19 protein-coding genes are annotated in these 22,442 nt (G+C 62.9%); 2 read left to right on the top strand and 17 right to left on the bottom strand.

The features are described 5' to 3' along the window. Nucleotides 1-350 precede the first annotated feature (350 nt). Nucleotides 351-1,562 carry an MFS transporter gene (locus tag BLU35_RS31100; protein ID WP_093235993.1) on the top strand — a complete coding sequence of 404 codons (1,212 nt, stop codon included), beginning with the start codon at nucleotides 351-353 and terminating at the stop codon, nucleotides 1,560-1,562. 91 nt (nucleotides 1,563-1,653) lie between these two features. On the opposite strand, the gene BLU35_RS31095 is transcribed toward BLU35_RS31100, so the two are convergent. The 11 genes from BLU35_RS31095 to BLU35_RS31045 all read right to left on the bottom strand — a co-directional run bounded on the left by BLU35_RS31095 (nucleotide 1,654) and on the right by BLU35_RS31045 (nucleotide 16,316). Then, the gene (locus tag BLU35_RS31095; protein WP_093235992.1) at nucleotides 1,654-2,949 is read right to left on the bottom strand and encodes a CynX/NimT family MFS transporter; all 1,296 of its coding nucleotides are present in this window, start codon (nucleotides 2,947-2,949) and stop codon (nucleotides 1,654-1,656) included. Further along, on the bottom strand, nucleotides 2,946-3,623 hold the full coding sequence (locus tag BLU35_RS31090; RefSeq protein WP_093235998.1) for a FadR/GntR family transcriptional regulator: 678 nt from the start codon (nucleotides 3,621-3,623) through the stop codon (nucleotides 2,946-2,948). Before BLU35_RS31090 ends, BLU35_RS31095 begins: the two co-directional genes overlap by 4 nt. A gap of 214 nt (nucleotides 3,624-3,837) precedes the next feature. Further along, nucleotides 3,838-4,179: a slr1659 superfamily regulator gene (locus tag BLU35_RS31085; protein ID WP_093235991.1), complete on the bottom strand. Its 342-nt coding sequence runs from the start codon at nucleotides 4,177-4,179 to the stop codon at nucleotides 3,838-3,840. A gap of 13 nt (nucleotides 4,180-4,192) precedes the next feature. Then, complete coding sequence (locus BLU35_RS31080) at nucleotides 4,193-4,753, bottom strand: slr1658 superfamily regulator (RefSeq protein ID WP_093235990.1); 561 nt, start codon at nucleotides 4,751-4,753, stop codon at nucleotides 4,193-4,195. Nucleotides 4,754-4,757: 4 nt separating this feature from the next. Then, complete coding sequence (locus tag BLU35_RS31075) at nucleotides 4,758-7,118, bottom strand: SpoIIE family protein phosphatase (RefSeq protein ID WP_093235989.1); 2,361 nt, start codon at nucleotides 7,116-7,118, stop codon at nucleotides 4,758-4,760. Beyond that, on the bottom strand, nucleotides 7,115-8,290 hold the full coding sequence (locus BLU35_RS31070) for a class I SAM-dependent methyltransferase (protein ID WP_093235988.1): 1,176 nt from the start codon (nucleotides 8,288-8,290) through the stop codon (nucleotides 7,115-7,117). Before BLU35_RS31070 ends, BLU35_RS31075 begins: the two co-directional genes overlap by 4 nt. Beyond that, nucleotides 8,287-8,805, bottom strand: a complete 519-nt coding sequence (locus tag BLU35_RS31065; protein WP_058323161.1) for a hypothetical protein — start codon at nucleotides 8,803-8,805, stop codon at nucleotides 8,287-8,289. Before BLU35_RS31065 ends, BLU35_RS31070 begins: the two co-directional genes overlap by 4 nt. A gap of 143 nt (nucleotides 8,806-8,948) precedes the next feature. Continuing rightward, entirely contained in the window at nucleotides 8,949-10,625 is a 1,677-nt protein-coding gene (locus BLU35_RS31060) for a putative bifunctional diguanylate cyclase/phosphodiesterase (protein ID WP_093235987.1), read from the bottom strand. Between the two features lie 560 nt (nucleotides 10,626-11,185). After that, nucleotides 11,186-12,982: an adenine deaminase gene (ade, locus tag BLU35_RS31055; RefSeq protein WP_093235986.1), complete on the bottom strand. Its 1,797-nt coding sequence runs from the start codon at nucleotides 12,980-12,982 to the stop codon at nucleotides 11,186-11,188. A 73-nt stretch (nucleotides 12,983-13,055) separates the two neighbouring features. Further along, on the bottom strand, nucleotides 13,056-14,456 hold the full coding sequence (locus BLU35_RS31050; protein WP_093235985.1) for an NCS2 family permease: 1,401 nt from the start codon (nucleotides 14,454-14,456) through the stop codon (nucleotides 13,056-13,058). 60 nt (nucleotides 14,457-14,516) lie between these two features. Continuing rightward, nucleotides 14,517-16,316 (bottom strand): adenine deaminase, encoded by a 1,800-nt coding sequence (locus tag BLU35_RS31045; protein WP_093235984.1) that lies wholly within the window; start codon nucleotides 16,314-16,316, stop codon nucleotides 14,517-14,519. A gap of 111 nt (nucleotides 16,317-16,427) precedes the next feature. Here BLU35_RS31045 and BLU35_RS31040 point away from each other — a divergent pair, with 111 nt between their 5' ends. Then, nucleotides 16,428-17,369 carry a LysR family transcriptional regulator gene (locus tag BLU35_RS31040; protein ID WP_093235983.1) on the top strand — a complete coding sequence of 314 codons (942 nt, stop codon included), beginning with the start codon at nucleotides 16,428-16,430 and terminating at the stop codon, nucleotides 17,367-17,369. A gap of 13 nt (nucleotides 17,370-17,382) precedes the next feature. On the opposite strand, the gene BLU35_RS31035 is transcribed toward BLU35_RS31040, so the two are convergent. From BLU35_RS31035 to bufB, 6 genes are all read right to left on the bottom strand, one after another. Further along, entirely contained in the window at nucleotides 17,383-18,345 is a 963-nt protein-coding gene (locus BLU35_RS31035; protein ID WP_093235982.1) for a pyridoxal-phosphate dependent enzyme, read from the bottom strand. Then, nucleotides 18,342-19,319 (bottom strand): Rossmann-fold NAD(P)-binding domain-containing protein, encoded by a 978-nt coding sequence (locus tag BLU35_RS31030; protein WP_093235981.1) that lies wholly within the window; start codon nucleotides 19,317-19,319, stop codon nucleotides 18,342-18,344. Before BLU35_RS31030 ends, BLU35_RS31035 begins: the two co-directional genes overlap by 4 nt. After that, entirely contained in the window at nucleotides 19,316-19,927 is a 612-nt protein-coding gene (locus BLU35_RS31025) for a helix-turn-helix transcriptional regulator (RefSeq protein WP_286161680.1), read from the bottom strand. The genes BLU35_RS31030 and BLU35_RS31025 overlap by 4 nt, the downstream gene beginning before the upstream one ends. 193 nt (nucleotides 19,928-20,120) lie before the next feature. Further along, complete coding sequence (locus BLU35_RS31015; RefSeq protein ID WP_502688196.1) at nucleotides 20,121-20,636, bottom strand: DoxX family protein; 516 nt, start codon at nucleotides 20,634-20,636, stop codon at nucleotides 20,121-20,123. A 4-nt stretch (nucleotides 20,637-20,640) separates the two neighbouring features. After that, a complete protein-coding gene (locus BLU35_RS31010) occupies nucleotides 20,641-21,444 on the bottom strand; it encodes an HvfC/BufC N-terminal domain-containing protein (protein WP_286161679.1) in 804 nt (267 codons plus the stop codon). Then, entirely contained in the window at nucleotides 21,431-22,357 is a 927-nt protein-coding gene (gene bufB, locus BLU35_RS31005; protein ID WP_093235977.1) for an MNIO family bufferin maturase, read from the bottom strand. The genes BLU35_RS31010 and bufB overlap by 14 nt, the downstream gene beginning before the upstream one ends. Nucleotides 22,358-22,442: the final 85 nt, after the last annotated feature.

The following is a 22,442-nucleotide window of genomic DNA, read 5'->3' as shown; positions in this document are numbered from 1 at the left end:
CAGATCCTGCGTGACCAGCGCGCCTACGAGCGGCGCGACACCAGCCCCATGGAAAGCGCGTCGACGATATCCCGGCTGTCCTGATTGCAGTCTAGCGAGCCCGGCAGGACTGGGCTGCGCTCTTCAAGGAGAATGGGAAGCCGGGAGCCGAACGCCACTCTGTGACCGAAGCCAAGGCATCAGGTCACGTATTGGAGATTGGTTCAAGAACCGAACGGCAGATGCCTGTCGCGCGGAAGGAAGACATTTAGCCTTATCGGCGGAAATGCCGGTCAATAACCAACCGAACCCAAGGAAAAGCAGCCAATTGAAGCCGTTTTGCCCCTTGTGTTCTTTCATTGGAGATTGCAATGAGCAATTCGATTTATCGTTGGGTGATCGTGGCGGCTGGCGGCCTGCTTGGCTGCTTGGCGATCGGCGCCATGTTCTCACTTCCTGTTTTCCTGCTGCCGATCTCGCGGGATACCGGCTGGTCCGTCACCGGGGTCTCCAGTGCCATGACCATCGGCTTCCTGGCGATGGCTTTCGCCAGCATTGCCTGGGGCAGTCTCTCCGATCGCTGGGGTGCGCGGCCGATCGTGCTCATCGGCTCGGTGCTTCTGGCCGTGAGCCTGATGGCGGCCAGCTGGGCGACTTCGCTGATCGCCTTCCAGGTCGTCTTCGGCGTCGTCGTCGGCACCGCCACGGCGGCGATCTTCGCGCCGATGATGGCCTGCGTTACCGGCTGGTTCGATACGCACCGGAGCCTCGCGGTCTCGCTCGTTTCGGCCGGCATGGGCATGGCGCCGATGACGATGTCGCCGTTTGCGGCATGGCTGGTTTCCGGCTACGACTGGAGAACTGCTCTGCAGATCATCGCAGTCGTCGTCGCGGTCATCATGATCCCGGTGTCGCTTCTCGTTCGCCAGGCGCCGGCACTTGCCGGTGCTGCGGCGGCTTCTCCCGAGGAAGAGGCGCAATCGACGATGACAACGAGCCAGGCGCTGAAATCGCCGCTCTTCATTATCCTGCTGCTCACCAACTTCTTCTGCTGCGCAACGCATTCCGGCCCGATCTTTCACACGGTGAGCTACGCCATCACGTGCGGTATCCCCGTGATGGCGGCCGTGTCGATCTACAGTATCGAGGGGCTGGCTGGCATGGGCGGGCGCGTCGTATTCGGCCTGCTCGGCGACCGCTTCGGGGCAAAGCGCGTGCTGGTTCTCGGGCTGCTGGCGCAGGCTTTTGGGGCACTGGCCTATGTCTTCGCTGCGGGGCTCGGTTCATTCTACGCTGTCGCCGCCCTGTTCGGCTTCATCTATGCCGGCGTCATGCCGCTTTATGCCGTGCTTGCCCGCGAGAATTTCCCCCTGCGGATGATGGGAACGGTCATCGGCGGAACAGCCATGGCCGGCAGCCTCGGCATGGCAACGGGACCGATTGCCGGCGGCATGATCTATGATGCGCTGGCCAGCTATACCTGGCTTTATGTCGGCTCCTGGGGCATCGGTCTCGGGGCGTTCCTGATCGCGCTCACCTTCAGGCCCGCACCGCGCTATCAGCAGGCGGCCGCCGCGGCGTGAAGCAGTGCACTGAGATCGACGAGAAAGGGCTCCACCGGAGAGGTGGAGCCCGATCGAGCTGAGCTTTCATTTCAAGACGGCTGCGCCCGTCTTAGATCCTGACCGTTCGTGCGCCGACATGGAGCGCCCGGCCGGCGCCCATGCCCATGATCGCCACGCCGATGCCAAGGGTGATGAAGAGAATGGAGCTGGCCGCGAAGTTGCCGGTCCAGCTACGGATGAAGCCCACGAGCAGCGGGCCGATGGCGGCGAGCACGTATCCGACGCCCTGGGCCATGCCGGAGAGGTGGGCTGCGACATGGGAGTCGGGCGAGCGCAGCACGATGAGGGTCATCGCCGCGGCAATCAGGCCACCCTGGCCGATACCTTGAAGAACGGCCCAGACGAGCACCGTCGACAGCGGCGCAAAGAGGATGCCGATCAGGGCGATGATGGCAGCGGCCGCGAGCGCCACGCAGACGGCGCGCTGGTCCCGGCGGCGGACGGCAAAAGACGGCACGAGCAGGCAGGTAACGACCTGCATCATGATCGAGGCCGAGACGACCGCGCCGGCGGTTGCGGCATCAAGGCCGCGCTCGCGAAGGATCGGCGCCATCCAGCCGAAGACGCAATAGGCCAGTGCCGACTGCAGCCCCATGAACAGGGTTACCTGCCAGGCGAGGCGATCGCGCCAGAGGCCGACAACGCGGAAGCCGCTGTGGCGGGCCTGCGCCTTGCCACGCAGCGCCTGTGGCGCCCAGATCAGGAGCACGATCAGGGCAGGCACCGCCCAGGCTGCAAGCGCGCCGGACCAGGAGCCGGCGACATGGTGCTCGATCGACAAAGTGAGGCCGGCGGCACTGGCCGCGCCGGCGCAGAGCGCCATGGTGTAGAGGCCCGTCATCATCGCGGCCCGGTCGGCGAAGTCACGCTTGACGAGGCCGGGGAGGAGGACGTTGCCGACCGCGATCGCCGCACCGGCGGCAAAGGTCGCAAGGAACAGCAGCGGCACGGATTGAACGCCGCGCAGGCCCGTGCCGAGCGTCAGAAGCAGCAGCACGCCAAGAAGCGTGCGCTCGGCGCCGAAACGTTGCGCGAGTTTTGGCGCAAGCGGCGCGAAGATGCCGAGGCAGAGCACCGGCAGGGTGGTGAGTACGCTGGCGCCTGCGGTCGACAGGCCGGTTGCCTGCATCACCTCGGGCAGCAGCACCGAGAGGCTCGAAAACAGCGGCCGCAGGTTGAAGGCGATCAGAACGAGGCTCACGCCAAGAAGAACACGGGCGCTGCGGCTCAAGACAAGCGGTTGCGGCGCCGGCAGGCTGTCGGCCTCGGCATCGATGAGCTGGTCTTCGAGGTTCAGCGGCGCGGCGGCCTCGGCTTTGTGGGGGTCACGAAAAGTCTGGTTCATTGGGTGAGAAGCCGATCAAGTTCAGCGAGGACGGGGGCCATGAACGCCCGGACGGAGGCCGCGGCCTGGTCCGGATTACCGGACGCGATGGCCTCGACAATCGCCGCATGCGCCCGGTCGTCCGGTTCGGGCAGGTCGCCGCGAAGGGTCGAGTGAATGGTTTCGAGGATGGCCGAGGTAAAGAAATCATAGAGCTCGACGATCGCTTTGTTGCCCGATGCCTCGACAATCGATCTGTGGAAGGCGATGTCGCGTTGGCCGAAGGCGTCGCGTCCGCCATCGGCCACCGTGCCGCGGGCGCCAAGCAGCTTGAACATGCGCTCGAGGTCTTCAGGCGTATGACGGAGTGCCGCCAGCCGCGCCGCCTCGACGTCGAGGGCTGCGCGCGCTTCCCACTGGTCGCGCAGACCGGTGCGCTTGACCCGGTCGAGTGCGCCTGAGGTGTCGACAGTCGAACGCACGTAGGTACCGGAGCCCTGGCGGGCGTCGAGGAGGCCCTTCGAAATCAGCACCCGAACGGCTTCACGCACGGTGCCGCGGCTGACTGCCAGCAAATCGGTGAGGGCCGTTTCGTTCGGAATACGCTCGCCCACGGCCCAACGGCCGCTCAGGATTTCCGCCCGCAGGCTTTCGGTGGCACTTTCGGTGAGATTGGTGCGATTGATCGGCTGCATCATCTGCTCATCAAGTCATCAGATGAATTAATGATTAGGCCCAGTTGCTGCGCGAGTCAATGTGTCCCGGGCCGCCGCCTAGGGGCAGCGAGCCGGCCTGAGTTTTCTCAGAACGCTTCGTCGAACAACCCGCGCGCTCGCGACCGGCGGAAACCGATCGTGCTGGCCTGAGGTCTATTCGGTGAGCCGGCTGCAATGCAGCCAGACGTGGGCCTCAGTTGAGCTTGAGATCGAGGCCGGGATGCAGCTTCTTGAGATTGGGCAAGGATTTCGATTGCCACGGGATTTCGGAGGTCCCGCGCACCGTCAGTTGCACGTTCGGGCGGTTGCGCGCCTCGATCGTCAGCTTGGCGAGCAGGTTGATCCCGGACGAATTCAGGAACTGCAATTCGGTCAGATCGATGGTTACGTGCTCAGGCTCGGATTCGATCACGCCCATGACGGTCGAGAAGATCGGGGCATAGGCTTCCGTTCCCGGCAGCCGCATGGTGCCTTCGAAATGGATATCGTTGCCTTCGGACCAAACGCGATACTCTTCTTTGTCCTTGTTTTCCATGTTCACCGGCTCATCAGTTCGAGAGTTCTGGGACCGCAATGGAGGCATACGTCTCCAGCGAGGTCTCGCCATCGTCTCCCTGGGCACCAAAAACCCAAGCGAAACGAACACCATAATCGCTCATCAGCGTCAAAAGACCAAGCCCCGAACCGCTCTTGCCGAGCCCGGTTGCATTGGCCTCGATGCGCTCGATCAGCAGTTCGCCGGGGTCGCCGGTAGCGATTTCAGAAAGCAGGTCCTGAAAGCGCGCAGCCGTCTCGTTGTCGATGACGTTGGACACTTTCGTGCGGAAGCTGTTTGCTTCGAGGGCGGCTTCCACCATGACGGCGCCGGAAGCACGGAACTTCACCGCATTCTCGACCAGCTCATTGGTCAGGTAGCCAATGTTGTGCCGGACTTCGCGGTAGGTGTTGTGCGAGGCACGGTAGCGCAGTGCGGCAAGTTCGGCCACGAGATCCGAAGCCATGGCGCAATGCTTCCAGCTCAAATCGAGCGGCCCGTCATAGAGGCGTAGCCGCGTCATTCTCTGGTGGGCGCCGATCGTCAGGTCCGCCAGTCCGTAGAGCGTGGTCATCTGATCACCTGTGTCTCATGACGACGAGCGTGATGTCGTCGTAAATCTTCTGCTTGCCGATATGCGCCATCAGGTCCTCGATGATACCCGATTTCACTTCTTCGGCGCTCTGCCCGTAAAATTTCCCGGCACTTTGGCACAACCCCTCGATGCCGAAGAGTTCGCCCTTGGCGTTCACCGCCTCGGTCACGCCGTCCGTGTGCAGCACGATCATGTCGCCGCGGCCGAAGGAAATCTCGCGCGTCGCGACGAAAGCCGAAATGTCCGGTTCGAGGCCGATCGGTAGACCGAGGTCGAGCGTGTCGATCCGCTCGATTTCCGCACCCTTGCGCACGACGATCAGTTCCTCGTGCTGTCCCGACAGCGTCAGGCGGCCATGGTCGTAATCGAGGAAGGCCAGCGACAGATGTTTGTCGGTATTGGTCCGCACGATGTTCTTATAGATGGCGCGGTTGAGGCGGTTGAGGAACTCCTCCGGGTCCATGTCGCCGGCTTCCTGCAAGGCACGGGCGACGGACTGCACCATCAGCATCAGCACACCGCTTTCAAGGCCATGACCGGTCACGTCGCCGATGCCGATCTTGAGCCGGTCGCCGTCGCGCAGCACATCGTAGTAGTCGCCTCCCACCTCGTCGGCGGGGCGCATATAGGCGGCGATCTCGAGGTCGGCGATTTCCGCGAGCTCGCTGGCCTTCGGCAGCACCATCATCTGGATCTGCTTGGCGACGGCGAGTTCGGCGCCAAGGCGCAGGTTCTCACTGCGCAACTGCGTGTTCAGCGCTGAAATCTGATGGTTGGCGTCCTCAAGCTGGCTCGTGCGCTCGGTCACCAGGTTTTCGAGGTTCTCAGTGTGGTAGCTGATCTCTTCCGCCATTCGGTTGAAGGCGATGCCGGCTTCCCCGACCTCGTCGCGCGTAGAAATTGGGACGCGGACCGAATAGTCCTTCGCCTCGATCCGTGTTGCGGCTCCAGCAAGCGTGCTGATGCCGCGAGTAACCCGCTTGGAAATGCCGAACACTGCAAGCGTGACGAACAGCAGTGAGGCAAGCAGAGCGAGAATCTGATAGATCAGGATGCGGTTCGTCGCCTCGGAGATCCCTGACTGCGCCGCAAACAGCGAGGCGTAGATTTCCCGCTCGGGCACGACGATGCCGATCGACATGGTCTCCCGGCGCACGGGACCGGACACCCAGAAATTCTCCGGCTCCAACAGCTTCAGGAGAATGAGATAGGGGACTTTGTCGCCGCCTTCGTCAAGCAGAACGCGCTGTATGGCGCCGTCGCCGATGAGGGCTAGTTCTGCGATCGCTGGCTGTATGCTGCGGCGCAGCGAGCGCTCGAGCCCGGTAACACCTTGCCCACCGGTATCGCTCGACCGTTGCAGGCCGATGACCTTTTCGCCAACGGGATTGATGGCAAGCACGTTGCCGTCGGACATGGCCAGGAAACCGAAGCCACTGTCGCCGACCTTGACGCTCTCGACCACTTCGGCGAGCTGGTCGAGCGTGATATCGGTACCGGCCGCTCCGGCGACACCCTTACGGTCGCGCGCCCAGAGCGGCTGGAAGAAACTGACGATCAGTTTCCCCGTGGCGGCATCCGTATAAGGTGCCGTTTGCGTGGTATCGGCTGCAACAGGCCTGAGGCTCGGATCCTTCGCCCATCCTTCCCAGGACTCGTAGAGGCCGGGGAAGAAGAAGTTCCAGAAGTTGGCCTCGTTGTGACCGGGGTAGAGACGGTCGAACGTCTGCGCCTGATCGGCATAGGGCGCCATCCGCAAGATCGGCCGCTCCTTTGGTCCGACGTAGTACATCTGCAGTTTGGAGCGGCCGTGTGCAAGCAGTGCGGGAGCAACCAGATCGAGAACGGCGCTGTTCTCGATATCGGTCTGCACCTCGGGTAGCGGCCGGTGGTCGGGGCCAAGGAGATAGCTCCAAACGCTGACGCTCGAGAGCTGTCCCGGGAGGTTCTGCGCCCACCCACCTTTAGCATCGTAGGTGACGGTAACGGATTCCGGTGCGTGCCGCGCCAGTGCCTCTCCGACATCGGACCTGCGCACGGGGCGGTCGATTTGCGCCTGGAGCACGCCCGCGAGCGTGGCGACGTCTGCGTGAACCTGACCGAGCAGAAGATTAACCCGTGCTGCCGTCGATTCCGCGTAGGTGAGGATGTAGTCTTCGTTGGCCTTTTGCAGGCCCTGTCCGACCTCCGTCGTCGCGTCGCGCGACAATCTCTGAACGTTCCAGAGCGCCAGACCGCCTGTTAGCAGGAGGTCGAAGAGCACGGCGCTGCCGACAACCAGCACGAACTTGGCGCGAAAGGATCTCAAACCGAACCGGGGACGTTGGATATCGTTTGCGCTCATAGTGGTTTGCGCCCGGACGCTGCCCAGATCGGCCAGCCGGCATAGCCCTTTGGATGCAGTGCCGCGAAGATGTGATCCCGGAAGCCCTGGCGAAAACGGTCGATGAAGTCGGGAGCTTCGCCGTGTCTCGCCGCCATCGCCGTAAACATCGTCTCCCAGCCGGCAATGATGTCGGCGAAATCCTGCGGGTCACCGTCCAGATTGGTGACCATGAAGGATTCGACCAGGATGTCGTCGAATCCCGCGTCGGCGAGATAGCGCCGGCTCTTCGGCCCGAGCTCAACATCCATCTCGAAATGGCTCAAAAGCCTTGCGAGCTCGTTGTAGGTCCACTGGATGCTTTGCGCCCGCGGTTCGCCGAGACAGTGCGAATTCTTCTCGTTGGTGATGTAGACGCGGCCGCCCGGCTTCACGATCCGATAGAGCTCCTTGAGAAGCAGCTCCGGCTGATTGAAGATCTGCAGCGAGTGGCGGCAGGACACGAAGTCGAACTGGTTGTCCTCGAGCAGCATCTCCGACGCGTCGCCGTAGGTATATTCGATACCCGTCACGCCAAACTCCGCTGCCACATTGCGGGCATAGGCGAGGCTCGGCTTCGAGTGGTCGAGGGCGACGATCCGCGCCGGCTGGAACTCCTTCTGCGCGAGCACGGCGAAATCGCCAATGCCGCAGCAGATGTCTGCCATGGCGATGCCGGGCCGCATCCCGTGGCACGGCAGGATGGTGCGCTCGTGGCGCCAGGTCATTTTCGTCTGCGCGCGGAGGATGGGAATGAAACTCGTATCCTCGACGAAGCTCTGGCCCGGATAAAACATCGAATCATAGACCTCGACGGAGATCTGCGGCTCGATCGTGCTCAAATGCCGGAACATGCGCGTCGTCCACCCGACGACGCTGGAGGTGACGACGATCAGGCGCAGGTCCGACCGCTCCCGGCAGGCGTCGAGGGCGACCCGGATAAAAGCCTGGAAGGCCGTGTTGTTCATCTGGATGAGGCGCTTCACGTCGATATAGAGAACGCCCTTCACCGCATCGATCGCTTCCCTGAGCGCATGAATGCTCTCGGCGATCTCATCGATCGATCGCGGGCGAATCGTTCCGGAGAGCGAGAAGACCTGGCTGTTCGGATCGAAGGCGACTTTGAAGCGCTGAGTAAGGCCCGCCGCGATCAACTCACCATTCCTTCAAGAGGCAAATCCACCACCAGGGTGATTGCCGAAGCCGCGTCTTCGTCGAGCCGAAGGCGGGCGTCATAGTTGACGGCGAGGTCCAGAAGCACCGATTCCCGGCTCGGGGCGAGATCGTTGGAAATGGCATCGAGATAACGGGCCTCGGCGTCGCTCTCGCGGGTTCTCGATACGGCTTCGCGATAGAAGCGCGCCTGACCAGGCGGGCATGGAAAACTGAGCTGAACCCGCTCCGTGACGCCTTGGCGATAGATCGACAGGCCGATCTTTCCGTCGGTCGTGCCGCCGCGAAACGAAACTTCGAGAAGCTCGTTCAAAGCGGAGGAGAAGAAGTTCGAATGCCGCACCGGATCGGTTCTGTTGTGGCTGATCATGCGGGCGAGGTAGCTCGAAACATGATCGCAGTGCTGCCAGTCCGACAGAAATATTTCCATCTCCATATCGAACTGCAGCAAGGGCTCGAAAGCCGTCCCCGTGGTCTTATTGACACTTGCACCCATGCAGCAATGTCCTCCGCACCCCGAACTCTGCCACGGCCATACGGCACTTTCTATAATGATTTCTAACCACGCGACCCCCGGATTTTGCGGTAAACAACCCAGGTGATGCGCCGCGCGTCCCGCCGCGCAACGCACGGATGCGCCTAGAGCGTTGCCATTGCCGACGAGCGGCGAAGATAGGCGCCAATGGCGTCTGCCGGCATCGGCATGCCCAGGAAGTAACCCTGCAGCCGGTCGCATCCCTCTTTCCGCAGCCAGACCGCCTGTCCAACCGTTTCCACGCCTTCGGCGGTGACGCGCATGCCGAGGCCATGCGCAAGCCCGATGATCGACCGAACGATCGTCTGGCTTTTTTCGTCGCTCTCGAGGTCCTTGATGAAGTAGCGGTCGATCTTGATCGTATCGAAGGGGAAGTTCTTGAGGTAGCTGAGCGACGAATAGAAGGTGCCAAAATCGTCGAGCGAAATCTGGATGCCCAGCACGTTCAGGGTGTTCAGCGTGTCCAGGTTGTTGGTCGTGCGCTCGAGCAGGACCGATTCGGTGACTTCCAATTCAAGCCGGTCGGCCCTGAGGCCCGCCATGTCGATCGCCTGGGCGATCCGGTCCGTCAGCCCCTCCCGCAGGAATTCGGCCGGCGAGAGATTGACGGCGACGGTGAAGTGCGACGGCCAAGTCGCGGCCTGCCGGCACGCCTCTTCCAGCACCCATTGGCCGATCTCGTTCATCAGCCCGTCGGCTTCCGCCATGGGAATGAAGACATTGGGGGGGATGACACCCACCAGCGGATGGTGCCAGCGCACCAGCGCCTCAAATCCGACGATCGAGAACGGCGGTTCGACGAGTGGCTGGTATTCGATGGAAAACTGCCTGTCCTGAAGCGCCGTGCGCAGGCTGCGACGTAGCATCTCCCGCTGTTCCAGCACGATCAGCATCGAGCGGCTGAAGGTCTTCGACCGGCCGCGGCCGTCTTTTTTTGCAGCATAGAGCGCGATGTCCGCGGCCTTCATCAGCTGCTCGATCTCGTTGCCATCGTTGGGGGCGATGGCAATTCCGATGCTGGCGCCGACGAAAACCGCAATGCCGTCGATCGTAAAGGGTTCATTGAACGCCTGGATCAAGGCTTCCGCCAGATATTCGGCATCCGTCGGCTGGTCGCTGTGGCGTTGGATAACGGCGAACTCGTCGCCCGCAAGGCGATAGGCGACCTCGCCGTCGCGAAGAGCGCCGCGGATGCGCTCCGCCGCCATCTTGAGCACGGCGTCGCCGGCGCCGTGGCCGAGCGTGTCGTTGACCGGCTTGAAGTCGTCGAGGTCGATCTGCATCAGTGCCAGCTTTTCGCGCGGCGTCGGCAGGATGTTTTGCAGGTCGTCGCTGAATTGCCGGCGATTGGGCAGGCCCGTCAGCACATCGTGCGTCGCCTGGTGGAGAAGCAGCGCCCTTTCGCTTTCGCCATGGCTGCCGACCTCGCGGCGCGTCGAGCGGCCACTCGTTTCGAGCACGCCAATGCCACGCAATGCGCGGAAGACCAGAAGCGTGCGCCGGGATTTGGTGGTTGCGTCAATGACTTCGACGCTGCGGGGCAAACCGTTTGCGACCACCGACGCGACCGTCGCCTTGGAGGCAGGAGCAAGCAGTTCGGGATAAAGGTGCCACAACGTTGCATCGACCAGCGTGCCGACTTCGTAGGTTTCCTGGAGCGCCGGCGAAGCGCTCGTCAGATGGAAGGCCTCGTCATAGAACGAGAGGATTTCATCGGTGTTGGCCGCGCCCGGATCTTGCACTGAAGCTGAAGCAGACAAGGTTGCATCAGTGTCCTGCATACTTGCCTTTTCCTTTCCGTTCCGAACTCGCCCGGGGACAGCAAGCGGTCCCGCCTCCCGCAGACACTGCACGCGCGGCACTTCGGCGTGGTTCGTCCTTCTCCAAAGCTACCGCGTGACGTATCTGGGTCAATGCCCTTGCCGCGCGCCGAAAACTAACTGTGGAAACCTCGTTTCGGAACATGGCGGGCTCCGGCGCGGCGCCGTTGCCCTGCACGGTTGTATATAAGACCCTTCTTTTATCATTTACCATCATTGCATGCAATTTGGCGCCGTTTCGATGGGAAGCCGAAAGCTGCTTCATGCCGCGATCCCATTGCAGGACAGCCGCTTGGAGCACGCTTTGCGGCACAAGGCTGTCCTGCATAGTGTCGACGAACGGCTGATTTGGATGGACAAACGGAAGGAACGGTCTCTCTCAGGCGCGGGTTAACCATAAACGAAGAAACCGGGGGATTGGGTGGCTGTTCTTCCTCCACCTCCGGTTCGGAAGCGCAGTTGGCGCCTCGCGCGCTCAGAGATCGGCCGCCTGTGTCAGCCGGCCGATTCCTTGGAGCGGGTCAGCGCGTGCTCAAGATCACGTCGGTCTTCTGGAAGGTCCGGACGTCGATCAGGCCCTTGTCCGAAATCCTGAGTTCCGGAATGACGACGAGGGCCAGCAGCGAGTGCTGCATGTAGGCGTTGTTCAACCGGCAGCCGCAGGCGCGCATCGCCTCGACGATGGCCGCGGCCTTCTCGGCAACGATCTCCGCCCGCTGATCCGACATCAGGCCGGCAACGGGAAGTTCGACCAGAGCCAGCTCGCGGCCTTCCTTGATGACGACGATGCCGCCGCCGACCTCGTGCAGTCGGTTGGCGGCCTTGGCCATGTCCGCCTTGTTCGTGCCGACGACGATCATGTGGTGGCTGTCATGCGCGACCGTGCTGGCGATCGCGCAATCGCTGCCGTAGCTGAAGCCGGAGACGAAGGCGTTGACGACGTCGCCGGTGCCGCGGTGGCGTTCGACGAGCGCGATCTGGCAGATATCGTTGGCCCTATCCATCTGCACGAAGCCGTTTTCGATTGCGACCTCGGCCTCGAGCGCGCGCGTCGGCGCCTGGTTTTCGACGACGCCGATCACGTTCACCCGCGCCCTTGTAGCGCGTGCATTGGACGGAATGTCGAAATCCGCGGCGGCCAGCATCCGGCCGAGATGCACGGTGTTGCGGGCGCTTTCCGGATAGACATAGGCCGGGATGTCGCGCACCAGCGCGCCGCCTTCGGCCAAGAGTTCGCCGCGCGCAAACACCATCTCGATCGGCAGCGCCGCGAGATCCGAGGTGACGATCAGGTCCGCCCGCCGGCCGGGCGCGATCGATCCGAGCTCGCGCTCCAGGCCGAAATGCTGGGCGGTGTTGAGCGTCGCCATCTGGATGGCGGTAATCGGTTTCAGCCCCTGTGCGATCGCATGGCGCACCACGCGGTTCATGTGTCCGTCATGAACCAGCGTGCCGGAATGGCTGTCGTCGGTGCAGAGCAGGAAATTGCGCGGATCGAGGCCGGATTCGGTGACGGCCTTGATTTGTGCGGCAACATCGTACCAGGCGGAGCCAAGGCGCAGCATGGCGCGCATGCCCTGGCGAACGCGGGCGATCGCGTCCTCTACGGTGGTGCCCTCGTGGTCGTCGGCCGGGCCGCCGGCGGCGTAGGCGTGGAATTCGCGGCCGAGATGCGGCGAGGCAAAGTGCCCACCGACGGTCAGCCGCGCATCCTGGGTCGCAGCGATCTCGGCCATCATCTTCGGGTCGTTGGCAGCGACACCGGGGAAATTCATCATCTCGCCGAGACCGATGACGTTCGGCCAGGCGAGCGCCTCGGCGACATCTTGAGCGGAAAGCTCGGCGCCGGCGGTCTCAAGGCCCGGCGCGCTCGGCACGCAGCTCGGCACCTGGACGAGCACGTTGACCGGCAGGCTCTGCGCTTCCTCGTTCATCAGCCGGACGCCATCGAGGCCGAGCACGTTGGCGATCTCGTGCGGGTCGATGAACATGGTGGTGGTTCCGTGCGGGATCACCGCGCGGGCAAATTCGGTGACGGTGACGAGACCACTCTCGACATGCATGTGCGCGTCGCAAAGGCCGGGCACGAGATAACGGCCGGCCGCATCGACGACCTTGGTGCCTTCGCCGATGGTGTGGCTGGCGTCCGGGCCGACATAGGCGAAACGGCCGGCTTTGACGGCGATGTCAGTGCCGGGAATGATCTCGCCGGAATAGACGTTGACCCATTTGCCGTTGCGGATGACGAGATCGGCCGGCTTGCGGCCCATGGCGACGTCGACCAGTTCGGGTGCGGTTCTCGACCAGGATTGAAGCATGTTTGTTTCCTTCGGATGGGCGATGTCGGCGCCCTTCCATAAAAAGGAGGGCGCCGAAGGATTTGCTGGTGGTCTATTGAGTCTGGGCTACGAGGGCTGCGGCAAGCAGCGCGACGAACCACATGACCGGTCTTACATCGCGCGCCCGGCCGCAGACCAGTTTGATCAGCACATAGGCGATGATCGCAAGCGACAGGCCGAGCGTGATCGAGAAGGTGAGCGGGATCAAGACGATCGCGAGGAACGCGGGGATCGCCTCGTCGAGCGCGCTCCAGCGGATGTTGCTGATCGGCTCGGACATGAAGAGACCGGTGAGGATCAGGACGGGCGCAGTGGCCACCGCCGGCACCAGCGAGAGCAGCGGCGACAGGAACAGGAAGGGCAGGAAGAGCAGGCCGGCGATAAGTGCCACCAGTCCGGTCCGGCCTCCTTGCTGGATGCCGGCGCCGGATTCGAGATAGACGGTCGCGGGGCTGGTGCCGAGTGGGGCGGAGATCAGTGCCGCGATCGCATCGACATGCATCGATTCGCGGATGTTGCGCGGCATGCCGATCTCATCCTTGAGGTCGGCCGCTTCAGCAAGGCCAAGGAATGTGGAAAGCGCCTCGATGAAGTTGGTGAACAGGAAGACGAAGATGAAGGGCAGGTAGATCAGGTTCAGCGCGCCCAGGAGATCGATCTGGCCAACGAAGCTGAAATCCGGTGCGGCGGAGAAACCGCTCCAGTTGACCAGCGTGTGCACGTCGGGCGTCTCCGGCCAAAACGCGCTGCCGTCGCCCCACCAGCGGCCGATCGGGATCGCAAGGATGGTGGTGAGGATCATGCCGGCCATCATCGCGCCGGGAACGCGCCGCACCACCAGCGCCACCGTCAGCACGAAGCCGGCGATGGAGGTGAGCGTCACCGGGTTGAACTGGGTCAGCCCGACGATGGTGTCGGGATTGGCAACGATGAACTTGGCGTTTTCCAGGCCGATCAGCGCGATGAAGAGGCCGATGCCGCAGGCGATGCCGTAGCGCAGATCAACCGGGATTGCCTCGATGATCGTCTGGCGCAGGTTGAAGAACGCCATGATGGTGAAGAGCACGCCGGCCCAGAAGACGCAGCCGAGCGCGACCTCGAGCGGAACCTTGGCGCCGACCACCATCGTATAGGCAAAGAGCGCGTTGATGCCCATGCCCGGCGCCACCAATATGGGGCTGCGCGCATAAAGCCCCATGGCGCAGCTGCCGATGAAGCTGACGAGCACCGTCGCCGTCACCCCCGCCGAGAACGGAATGCCGGCATGCGCCAGGATCGAGGGATTGACGACGATGACGTAGGAGGCGGCGAGAAAGGTCGTGAGGCCGGCAAAGATTTCCGTGCGGACGGTGGAGCCGAACCGCGAGATCTGGAAGTAGCGGTCAAGAAGGGCGTGAAGCCAGGATGTCTCCGGGCTAGGTGCCGCCTCCACGGTCTTGTTCTGTATGTTCATTTTGTTCCCCTTTTTTGAAACGACTGAGGGGGCCGGCATGACCGGCCCCCTCTTCAGGCATTATTCCGCGGCTTCGGCGCGCTCATCCCCGCTTGCGGGCGAAAACGGCGAGATCACCTTGAGCCCGACACAATCGACGACGCCGAGGTCGGTGATCGCATATTCCGGAATCGCCGTGATCTGCAGCACGAACATGTACATGAAGGGCCAGGGAAGCGGGCAACCGAGGGCTCGGGCCGCATCGTCGAGTTGGTCTTCCAGCGCCGCCATCTCGGCCGGTTCGATGTCGGAGACGATGCCGCCGATCGGCAGGTGCAGGAAGGCTTCAACCTTGCCGTTCCTGACCACGACCTGGCCGCCATTGTGGGCGATCAGGTGGTTGATGGCGATGCGCATGTCTTCGAGGTCGGCGCCGATGCAGATGATGTTGTTGTCATCGGGCGCGGTCGAGCTGGCGATCGCGCCTTCGCGCAAGCCGAAGCCGGAGGTGAAGGCAACCGGGCGGTTGCGGGTCTTGCCGTAGCGCTCGACGACCGTGACGTATTGCACGTCCCTTGCCGGATCGGCGAAGACTTGACCGTCCTTGACCACAAGCGTCACGTCGTGGCGGGTGCGCACAAAGATCTTTTCCGGCGTGACGGCGATCGCCATCGCCTCGGCCGTGTCTCCGGCGCCGTCATAGGCAACCTTCAGGTCGCCGGGCTCAAGCGCCGCAACCTTGACGGAGTTGAGCAGTGCCACGCTTCGCTCCGGCGGCGTCAGCTCGATCGCCATCTTGCCGTCACGGGCGACCACTTCGCCCTTGGCGACGACCGTCTCGATGTTGAAATCGCGCAGGTCGTTGACGAGCAGGATGTCGGCGGCGCGGCCGGGCGAGATCGAGCCGACCTTGTCGTCGATCCTCAGCGCGTCGGCCCCGTTGATCGTCGCCATCTGGATCGCCGCCATCGGCGAAATGCCCATGGCGATCGCCATGCGGACCATGTTGTCGAGATGGCCGCGCTTCAGGATGTCGCTTGCCACCACGTCGTCGGTGCAGAAGCTGATGCGGCGGAGCGCCTTCACGCCCATTTCCGTCACGATGCGCAGGTTGTCCGCAAGGAAATGCGAGATCGAGGATTCACGCACCACGACATGCATGCCGGCGCGCAGCTTTTCGAGCATCTCTTCCGGCGTGTAGCTCTCGTGGTCGGCGCGAACGCCCGATTGCTGGTAGCCGTTAAGCCGTGCGCCGCGGGTCATCGGGCAGCAGCCAAGCACCGGCAGTCGGCTCTTCTCGGCGAGTTCAAGCGCCGCCAGCACGTCGGCGTCTTCTTCCTGGATGAACTCGCGCACCGTCTCCCAGATGCCGACGCATTCCGGCCAGTGGTGTGTCGCCTGGTGGTCGGCCGGGCTGAAGTAGTGGCCGACGGTCGAGCGCGGCATGGTGTAGGGCGTCTTGCAGGGGGCGCCCCAGAAGACTTTCAGCGGCGTCTGCTTGGCTTCATCGAGGAACTCGCGTGCTGCAGCCGGCCCGCCGACGACGATGATCTGGTCGAGGCCGGTGACGATCGAGGTCGTGCCGAGCGGAACGACGGCCTTGGCAAAGCTCGTCAGAGACATCTTCGAGCATTCGACATGCAGATGCCCGTCGATCATGCCCGGCGCGAGATATTTGCCCGTGGCGTCGACGATCTTGGTCTCAGGGCCGATATAGTCGGAGATGTCGCCGACGGCGATGATGCGTTCGCCATAAATGGCGACGTCGGCCTGATAGATTTCCTCCGAGACGACATTGACGAGGCGACCGCCCCGGATCGCCAGCGTTGCCTTGCCGCCGGTGCCTGATGCGGCGCGAATGAATTCTCTGATATCGCTCACTGGAACCTCTTTTCCCTTAGCTCCAGTGAACATTCCCAATTCCCATGCGTTTGCACAATGGGCCGAAACAGGCTATTTTCTGAACATATCATCCAAGATTTTGGACGAAATATGGATCTCTCACTTATCGACTGCTTCGTAAAGGTTGCCGATTCCCGTTCGATTTCAGCGGCTTCCAGGCGGCATCGGCTGCCTAAGTCGACGCTCAGCCACAAGATCCGTCAGTTGGAGGACGAGTTCGGCATCGAGCTCTTCGTGCGCGAGGGGCACCAGCTGCATGTGACCGATGCGGGCGCCGAATTCCTGCGTTACGCGCGGCTCATCCAGTCGAATTGTGACGATGCGGCAACCGCGATGGCGGAGATGCGCCAGGAGGTGGCAGGCACGCTGCGGGTAGGATCGACCGGTGAGTTCGGCACGACGATCACCTCGGAACTGCTCTACGCCTTTCGCCAGCAATATCCGCAGGTCAATCTCGACGTCGTCTTTCTCTCCTCGCGTCAGCCGTTTTCCGACGTCACCGAACAGGCGCTCGACGGCATCTTCCATTGGGGCGAGCCGTCGGATGTGGACTACATCAGCCGCCGGCTTTCGGTCTCGTCGTACGGTCTCTTCGCCAGCCCGCAATACATCGCCCGCCACGGACAGCCGGAAAACCCGGACGAACTTGGCGGCCATCGCGGCCTCGTCTTCCGCCAGCCGACGCGGCTGCAATCCTGGTACCTGACGCAAGCCGGCGAGGACGAGGTGGACCTGCTACCAGCAGCCACCTGCACCACCAACGACTACTGGACGATCAAGTATTTCGCGGTGGCAGGCGAGGGCATCGCCTACCTGCCTGACTTCTTCGTCGAGACCGAGCGGCAGGCGGGCCTGCTGGAGCCGGTGCTTTCAGACTGGCGCTCGCCGCAGACGGCGATCAATCTCATCTACTCACGCCGCCGCCACGTCTCGAAGCGCTTCAAGGCCTTCGTCGACTTCTGCATCGACTTCTATCGCGATCGGGATCGGGTGAAGATCCCGCGCTATTACGTCGAACGGGTCAGCCTTTGACGCTGGTCGTCGCCTAGCGAAGCAATGTAGGCAGCATGCTCGCGCCATCGACATTGCCGCCGCAGAGCAGCACGACATTGGTCTGGCCGGCGTATTTTTCGGCGACCTGGCGGAAGCCGGCGAGCGCGAGGGCTGCAGCCCCTTCGACCAGCATATGCTCGTCAAGAAGCAGCTCGCGCATCGACGCTTCGATTTCCGCTTCCGTGCATGTGACGACCTGATCAATGACGGCCATGGCCAGGGCGAGCGTGACACTGTCTTCATCCAGGCCACCGGCGACCGCCTCGGCGAATGTATCGAGATGTTCCGTCTCGACGACGCGACCCGCGTTCATCGAAGCGGCAAGTGCTGCGGAATTGGCGGCGGAAACGCCGATGACGCGAGTGTGCGGGCTGAAACTCTTCAGCACCGAGCCGATGCCGCTGATCAGCCCGCCGCCACCCATGGCGACGAAGACATTGTCGATGCGTTCGGTCTGTTCCAGCAGTTCGAGCCCAATGGTTCCCTGTCCGGCGATGATCTCACGATCGTTGTAAGGCGAGACGTAGACACGCTTGTCCGATGCGGCCAGCCGCTGGGCTTCCTGTTCGGCGAGCCCTGTTTCGCCGCCGTGGAGAATGACGTCGACGCCATAGGAGCGGATGCGTTCGAGCTTCGCCGCCTTGACGATCTCGGGCAAGACGACGGTCAGTTTCTGGCCGATCGCACTTGCCGCATGGGCAGCACCGATGCCGTGGTTGCCGGAGGAGGCGGTGATGACCCGCTGATCTCTCGGCATCGACGTCATCTTGCTGGAGGCACCCCTAATCTTGAAGGAACCAGTCAACTGCAGGTTCTCGGCCTTGAACAGCACAGTCGAAGACGTTTGCCGTCCGATTGCGCGGGAGGGGATCAGCGGCGTCTCATAGATGAACGGACGGATACGCTGGCGTGCCTGTACGGAGCGTGCTGCTGTTTCGAAAATGTCTTTGTTCATGATAGTGCTCCTTCAGCGCGCCCAAGCAGACCGAGCGCAGCGAGCGCGGCATAGGTGATGGCGATATCCTGTGTCGCGATCCCCGTCAGGTCGACGATGGTGATGTCTCCGTCCGAGCGCCGACCCTTGGTCGCACCGGAAAGAACCGCTCCGAGCGCAACGCAGCGCCCTTCGCCGATCGATCCTGCCCGCGCAGCGGCGGAGAATTCGCCGTGATCCAGGCATTGCTCGGAGAGATCGACGAAAAGCCGATCGGCGCGGGCAACGAGCGCGATGTCGAGCTCCTGCTTGCCCGGCGCATCCGCACCCATGGCGGTGATGTGCGTGCCGGGAGCGATCCAGTCCGACCGGATCAGCGGCTCTTTCGAGGGTGTCGTCGTCACGATCGCATCGGATTGGCGGCACAGCGCTTCCAAGTCGGTTGTCGCCTCGATGGCAAACTCAAGGTCTGCAAGATCGGCAAGCACAGCGGCTACCTTTTCCGGCGACCGTCCCCAGACCGAGAAATGAAGCTTTCGATCCGAGAGCGCGGCGAGCGCGCGGATCTGGACGCGCGCCTGCGTACCGGTGCCGACGATGCCGACCGAGCGGGTGTCGCTGCGCCACAAGGCCATGGTCGCGATGGCACCGCCGATGCCGGTGCGCAGATCGGTCAGCATCCCTTTATCGTCGAGCACCGCGACCACGTCTCCAGTCTCGGCGGAGACCGCAACCATCATGCCGTTGCTGGATGGCAGCCCCCTGGCCGGGTTGTCATAGAAACCGGACGCGATCTTCACGACGAAGATCGGATCGCCTTCGATGTAGCCGTATTTGATGTGGCAATCGGCATTGCGGCCGGCAAGCGGCAGGTAGCCGACCGGCGGCAGGTTGGCGCGGCCATCGGTCACAGCAATATAGGCGTCGCGGATGGCCGGGGCCGCGAGTGTCAGCAGGGGCAAGGATGCAAGTTTTTCGCGGTCGATGACGATCATGGCGCGCTGCCCTCGCTCAGATATTTGTAGACGGTCGCCCGGCCCATGCCGAGGATACGGGAGATGTAGGAGGCGGCGTTCTTGCCGCCGAAGGCTCCATCGGAGGAAAGAGCGATCACCAGCGCCTGCTTGTCGGTCCGGCTCATGGTCGAGATCGTCAGCCCGCGGGCCGTCGTCCATTGCTGGACATACTCGTTGACCCGCTCGTGCCAGTCCTCCTTGAACAGGCTCTCCGGCTTGTCGCCGCTTGAGGGCACGCGGACAAGCGCGTTGAGGGTCCTGAGTGCGGCGTGAAAGTCCGAGACATCGGCGTTGATGCAGAGCACGCCGATCGCCTTACTTGTTGCATCACGCAGCACCGCGCTGATCGATTTGATCGAGCGCCCGTCCCAATTGACCTTCTCGTAGGGACCGATGATCCCGTCCGCTTCCTTGAAACCGATCTCGCTGAGCAGCGAGGGTTCGCCGATTTCCCGCTTGGAAAAATTACCGGCGATGTGGATCACGGTTTCGGTTGCGAGATCGTGCAGCACGACTTCGGCATAGGGCTGGAACAGCAAGGCGATCGCGTCGCAGACCAGCATATGCGGGCGGAGTTCGGGATTCACGGCCTTTCCTTTCTTCAGGAACCGCCCTTAAATCACCCGTGGACTAAAATGTCCATATTGGATTTTACGTCTGCACATTTCAAAAACCGCGACAGCGGCGTGCGAGATTTTCGCACGCTGCTGTTGGAACTGCCGATGGGGAGAGTGGGGATCAGGGTTGGCGCACGCAGGTAATGCGGGCGCCGGAATGGGCTCAGCCCTTGTTGGGGCCGCCGCGCCAGGTGCACAGCAGATGATCGAGCGACAGCTTGCCGGGACCGGAAGCCATGAGGCCGAGTGCCATTGCCGCCCAGGTGATGTGGATGGGCCAGCCGTCCGGAACGGTCAGTTGCACGACTGCGGTCATCACCAGCAGCCCGAGCGCGGCAAAGCGGGTTGCCAGACCGAACACCAGCAGGATCGGCAGAAGGATCTCGGCCGAGCCCGCGGCAAAGGCCATGACCGCCGGTGCGGGATAGGGATAAGGACCGCCGGGAAGATGCAACTGAAACTCCGAACTGAAGAGCAGCACCGCGACATCGTTCAACTGTAGGAAACCGTCCCATTTGCTCATGCCGGACCGGAAGAACGGCACGGCCAGCCCAAAGCGCAGGACGAGTTGCGCGAGCCAGAGGGGAGCGAGCGCGCCGACCGCCCGGTTCGCGCGGCGGGCCAAGTGCGACAGGTCGGTGGCATTGACGCTGTTTCGGGAGCTGTATGCGGACATCATGGTTTCATCCTCCGTAATGAATGGCCGAGAAGGCGCCGGCCTCGAGCGCCGCTGCGATGGCGGTGGCGAGGTCGAGCGAGGGATATTGGCTTGCTGCTTCCGTTGCCGCCGTGGCCAGGGGAACACCTGACAGCAGCCGGTCGAGCAGAATGTCCGCTCCGGGTGTGAGGTTGCGGACAGCCACCTCCAGTTCCGGGCGGGTGATCAGCGCGCTTTCCGGCGCCAAGGACTCGATTCGGTCGACCGGTCCGCTCGCCCGGTTGACGGCAAAGATCGTCACAGCGGGATAGTCGGATGGGACGATCCGGGTCGCCGGGTGCGCCTCGAAGACGGCGTCGCCGAGCCGGTCCGGCGGAACGGCGGCGAGTGCATCTGGCGTCAGCGCCGACTTATCGGCGGCGTGATAGGCATCGAGCCAGGCGCGTTCGATCCGCGCCACATCGGCAAGCCAGGGCATCGCTTGGGCGTACTCGTAGCGCGCGATGAAGTTGGGAAAGTCCCGGCCGTATTCGAAAAGCAGCGGCGAGGTCGGGGGCGTTTCCCGCACGTGAAAGCGGGCCATGGCACGAAAGAAGGTTTCGCCGGTGATGCGCTCAGTCGCCGGGAAGGTCGCCGCCAGCGCCTCGATCAGGCTGACGGTGACGTTGTTGCGGTAGACGTTGAAGCGCTTGACGGCCGCCTTGCCATTCGGGCCGGAGACCAGCGTCGGCGTCTGCCGTTCCGGATCAAGAAGCGGCGGAACGAAGCCGGCGACATAACTGCCGGCGGCGCCAACGCGCGCGGTGGGTAGTCTGCTAGGCGCTTGCACGGAACTTCTCCCGTGACGCCACCTGCGCATGGCGGTCAAGGATCCGTTGTGCGGCCGTCGCCTCGCGCTTCAGCACCGGCCAGTCGGGAATGGCGCTGTCCCATTCGATCAGAGTCGGGATGAGGCCGGTCCGAGCGATGACCATTTCGTAGAGTTTCCAGACGGCATCGGCGACCGGCCCGTCGTGGCTGTCGACCAGCAGCAGTTCGCCCTCGTCGTCCTGCTGTTCCGCGTGCCCGGCAAGATGGATCTCGCCCACATGCTCCAGCGGAAAGTCGCTGAGATAGTCGAGCGCGGAATAGCCGTGGTTGGTGGCCGAGACGAAGACGTTGTTGACGTCGAGCAGCAGTCCGCAGCCGGTGCGTTTTACCAGTTTGCGAATGAACGCCGTTTCGCTCATCGTCGATTCCCGGAAGGTGACATAGGTCGAGGGATTTTCGAGCAGCAGCCGGCGGCCGATCATCTCCTGGACCTCGTCGATATGATCGGCGACGCGAGCGGCGGTCGCCTCGGTGTAGGGCAGCGGCAAGAGGTCGTTGTAGAAGGTGGTTTCGTGGGTCGACCAGGCGAGATGCTCGGAGACAAGGGCCGGTTCATAGCGGTCGACCAGATCCTTGAATCGGGCGAGATGCGTCTTGTCCAGCGGTTGTGGCCCGCCAATCGACATGCAGACGCCATGCAGTGAGACCGGAAAGTCCTCGCGGATGCGGGTAAGTGCTGCATGCGGCGGACCGCCGGCGCCCATGTAGTTTTCCGCATGAACCTCGAAGAAGCCGCCCGGCGTATCATCGGCGAGGATTGCCGGCAGGTGCTGGTGCTTGAAGCTGGTTCCCGCCAGCCCGGCGATTTCATGTTTCGGCAGACGCTGGCTCACCAAGGCAAACCGGCCGCCGTATCCTGTCGAAGTGCTCATCGCCAATCCCGTTCAGTATTCGAGTGCTTTTCAGTGGCGGGCTGAAGCGCCACCGTTTGGTGAAAGCCTGTGCGGAACGGGACGC

Origin of the sequence: Sinorhizobium sp. NFACC03, assembly GCF_900103435.1 — a bacterium.
Classification (GTDB): domain Bacteria; phylum Pseudomonadota; class Alphaproteobacteria; order Rhizobiales; family Rhizobiaceae; genus Ensifer.
Note: the sequence above shows the minus strand (reverse complement) of the source record. Positions and strands in the feature narration are given on the sequence as shown.

Bases quoted from the DNA above. Each gene is read 5' to 3' on its own strand.
- BLU35_RS31080 (WP_093235990.1), bottom strand. From the start codon at position 4,753: ATGACCACGCTCTACGGACTGGCGGACCTGACGATCGGCGCCCACCAG.
- BLU35_RS31100 (WP_093235993.1), top strand. From the start codon at position 351: ATGAGCAATTCGATTTATCGTTGGGTGATCGTGGCGGCTGGCGGCCTG.
- BLU35_RS31095 (WP_093235992.1), bottom strand. From the start codon at position 2,949: ATGAACCAGACTTTTCGTGACCCCCACAAAGCCGAGGCCGCCGCGCCG.
- BLU35_RS31030 (WP_093235981.1), bottom strand. From the start codon at position 19,319: ATGATCGTCATCGACCGCGAAAAACTTGCATCCTTGCCCCTGCTGACA.
- BLU35_RS31040 (WP_093235983.1), top strand. From the start codon at position 16,428: ATGGATCTCTCACTTATCGACTGCTTCGTAAAGGTTGCCGATTCCCGT.
- BLU35_RS31065 (WP_058323161.1), bottom strand. From the start codon at position 8,805: ATGGGTGCAAGTGTCAATAAGACCACGGGGACGGCTTTCGAGCCCTTG.
- BLU35_RS31090 (WP_093235998.1), bottom strand. From the start codon at position 3,623: ATGCAGCCGATCAATCGCACCAATCTCACCGAAAGTGCCACCGAAAGC.
- BLU35_RS31035 (WP_093235982.1), bottom strand. From the start codon at position 18,345: ATGAACAAAGACATTTTCGAAACAGCAGCACGCTCCGTACAGGCACGC.
- BLU35_RS31075 (WP_093235989.1), bottom strand. From the start codon at position 7,118: ATGAGCGCAAACGATATCCAACGTCCCCGGTTCGGTTTGAGATCCTTT.
- BLU35_RS31050 (WP_093235985.1), bottom strand. From the start codon at position 14,456: ATGAACATACAGAACAAGACCGTGGAGGCGGCACCTAGCCCGGAGACA.
- BLU35_RS31085 (WP_093235991.1), bottom strand. From the start codon at position 4,179: ATGGAAAACAAGGACAAAGAAGAGTATCGCGTTTGGTCCGAAGGCAAC.
- bufB (WP_093235977.1), bottom strand. From the start codon at position 22,357: ATGAGCACTTCGACAGGATACGGCGGCCGGTTTGCCTTGGTGAGCCAG.
- ade (WP_093235986.1), bottom strand. From the start codon at position 12,982: ATGCTTCAATCCTGGTCGAGAACCGCACCCGAACTGGTCGACGTCGCC.
- BLU35_RS31015 (WP_502688196.1), bottom strand. From the start codon at position 20,636: ATGATGTCCGCATACAGCTCCCGAAACAGCGTCAATGCCACCGACCTG.
- BLU35_RS31060 (WP_093235987.1), bottom strand. From the start codon at position 10,625: ATGCAGGACACTGATGCAACCTTGTCTGCTTCAGCTTCAGTGCAAGAT.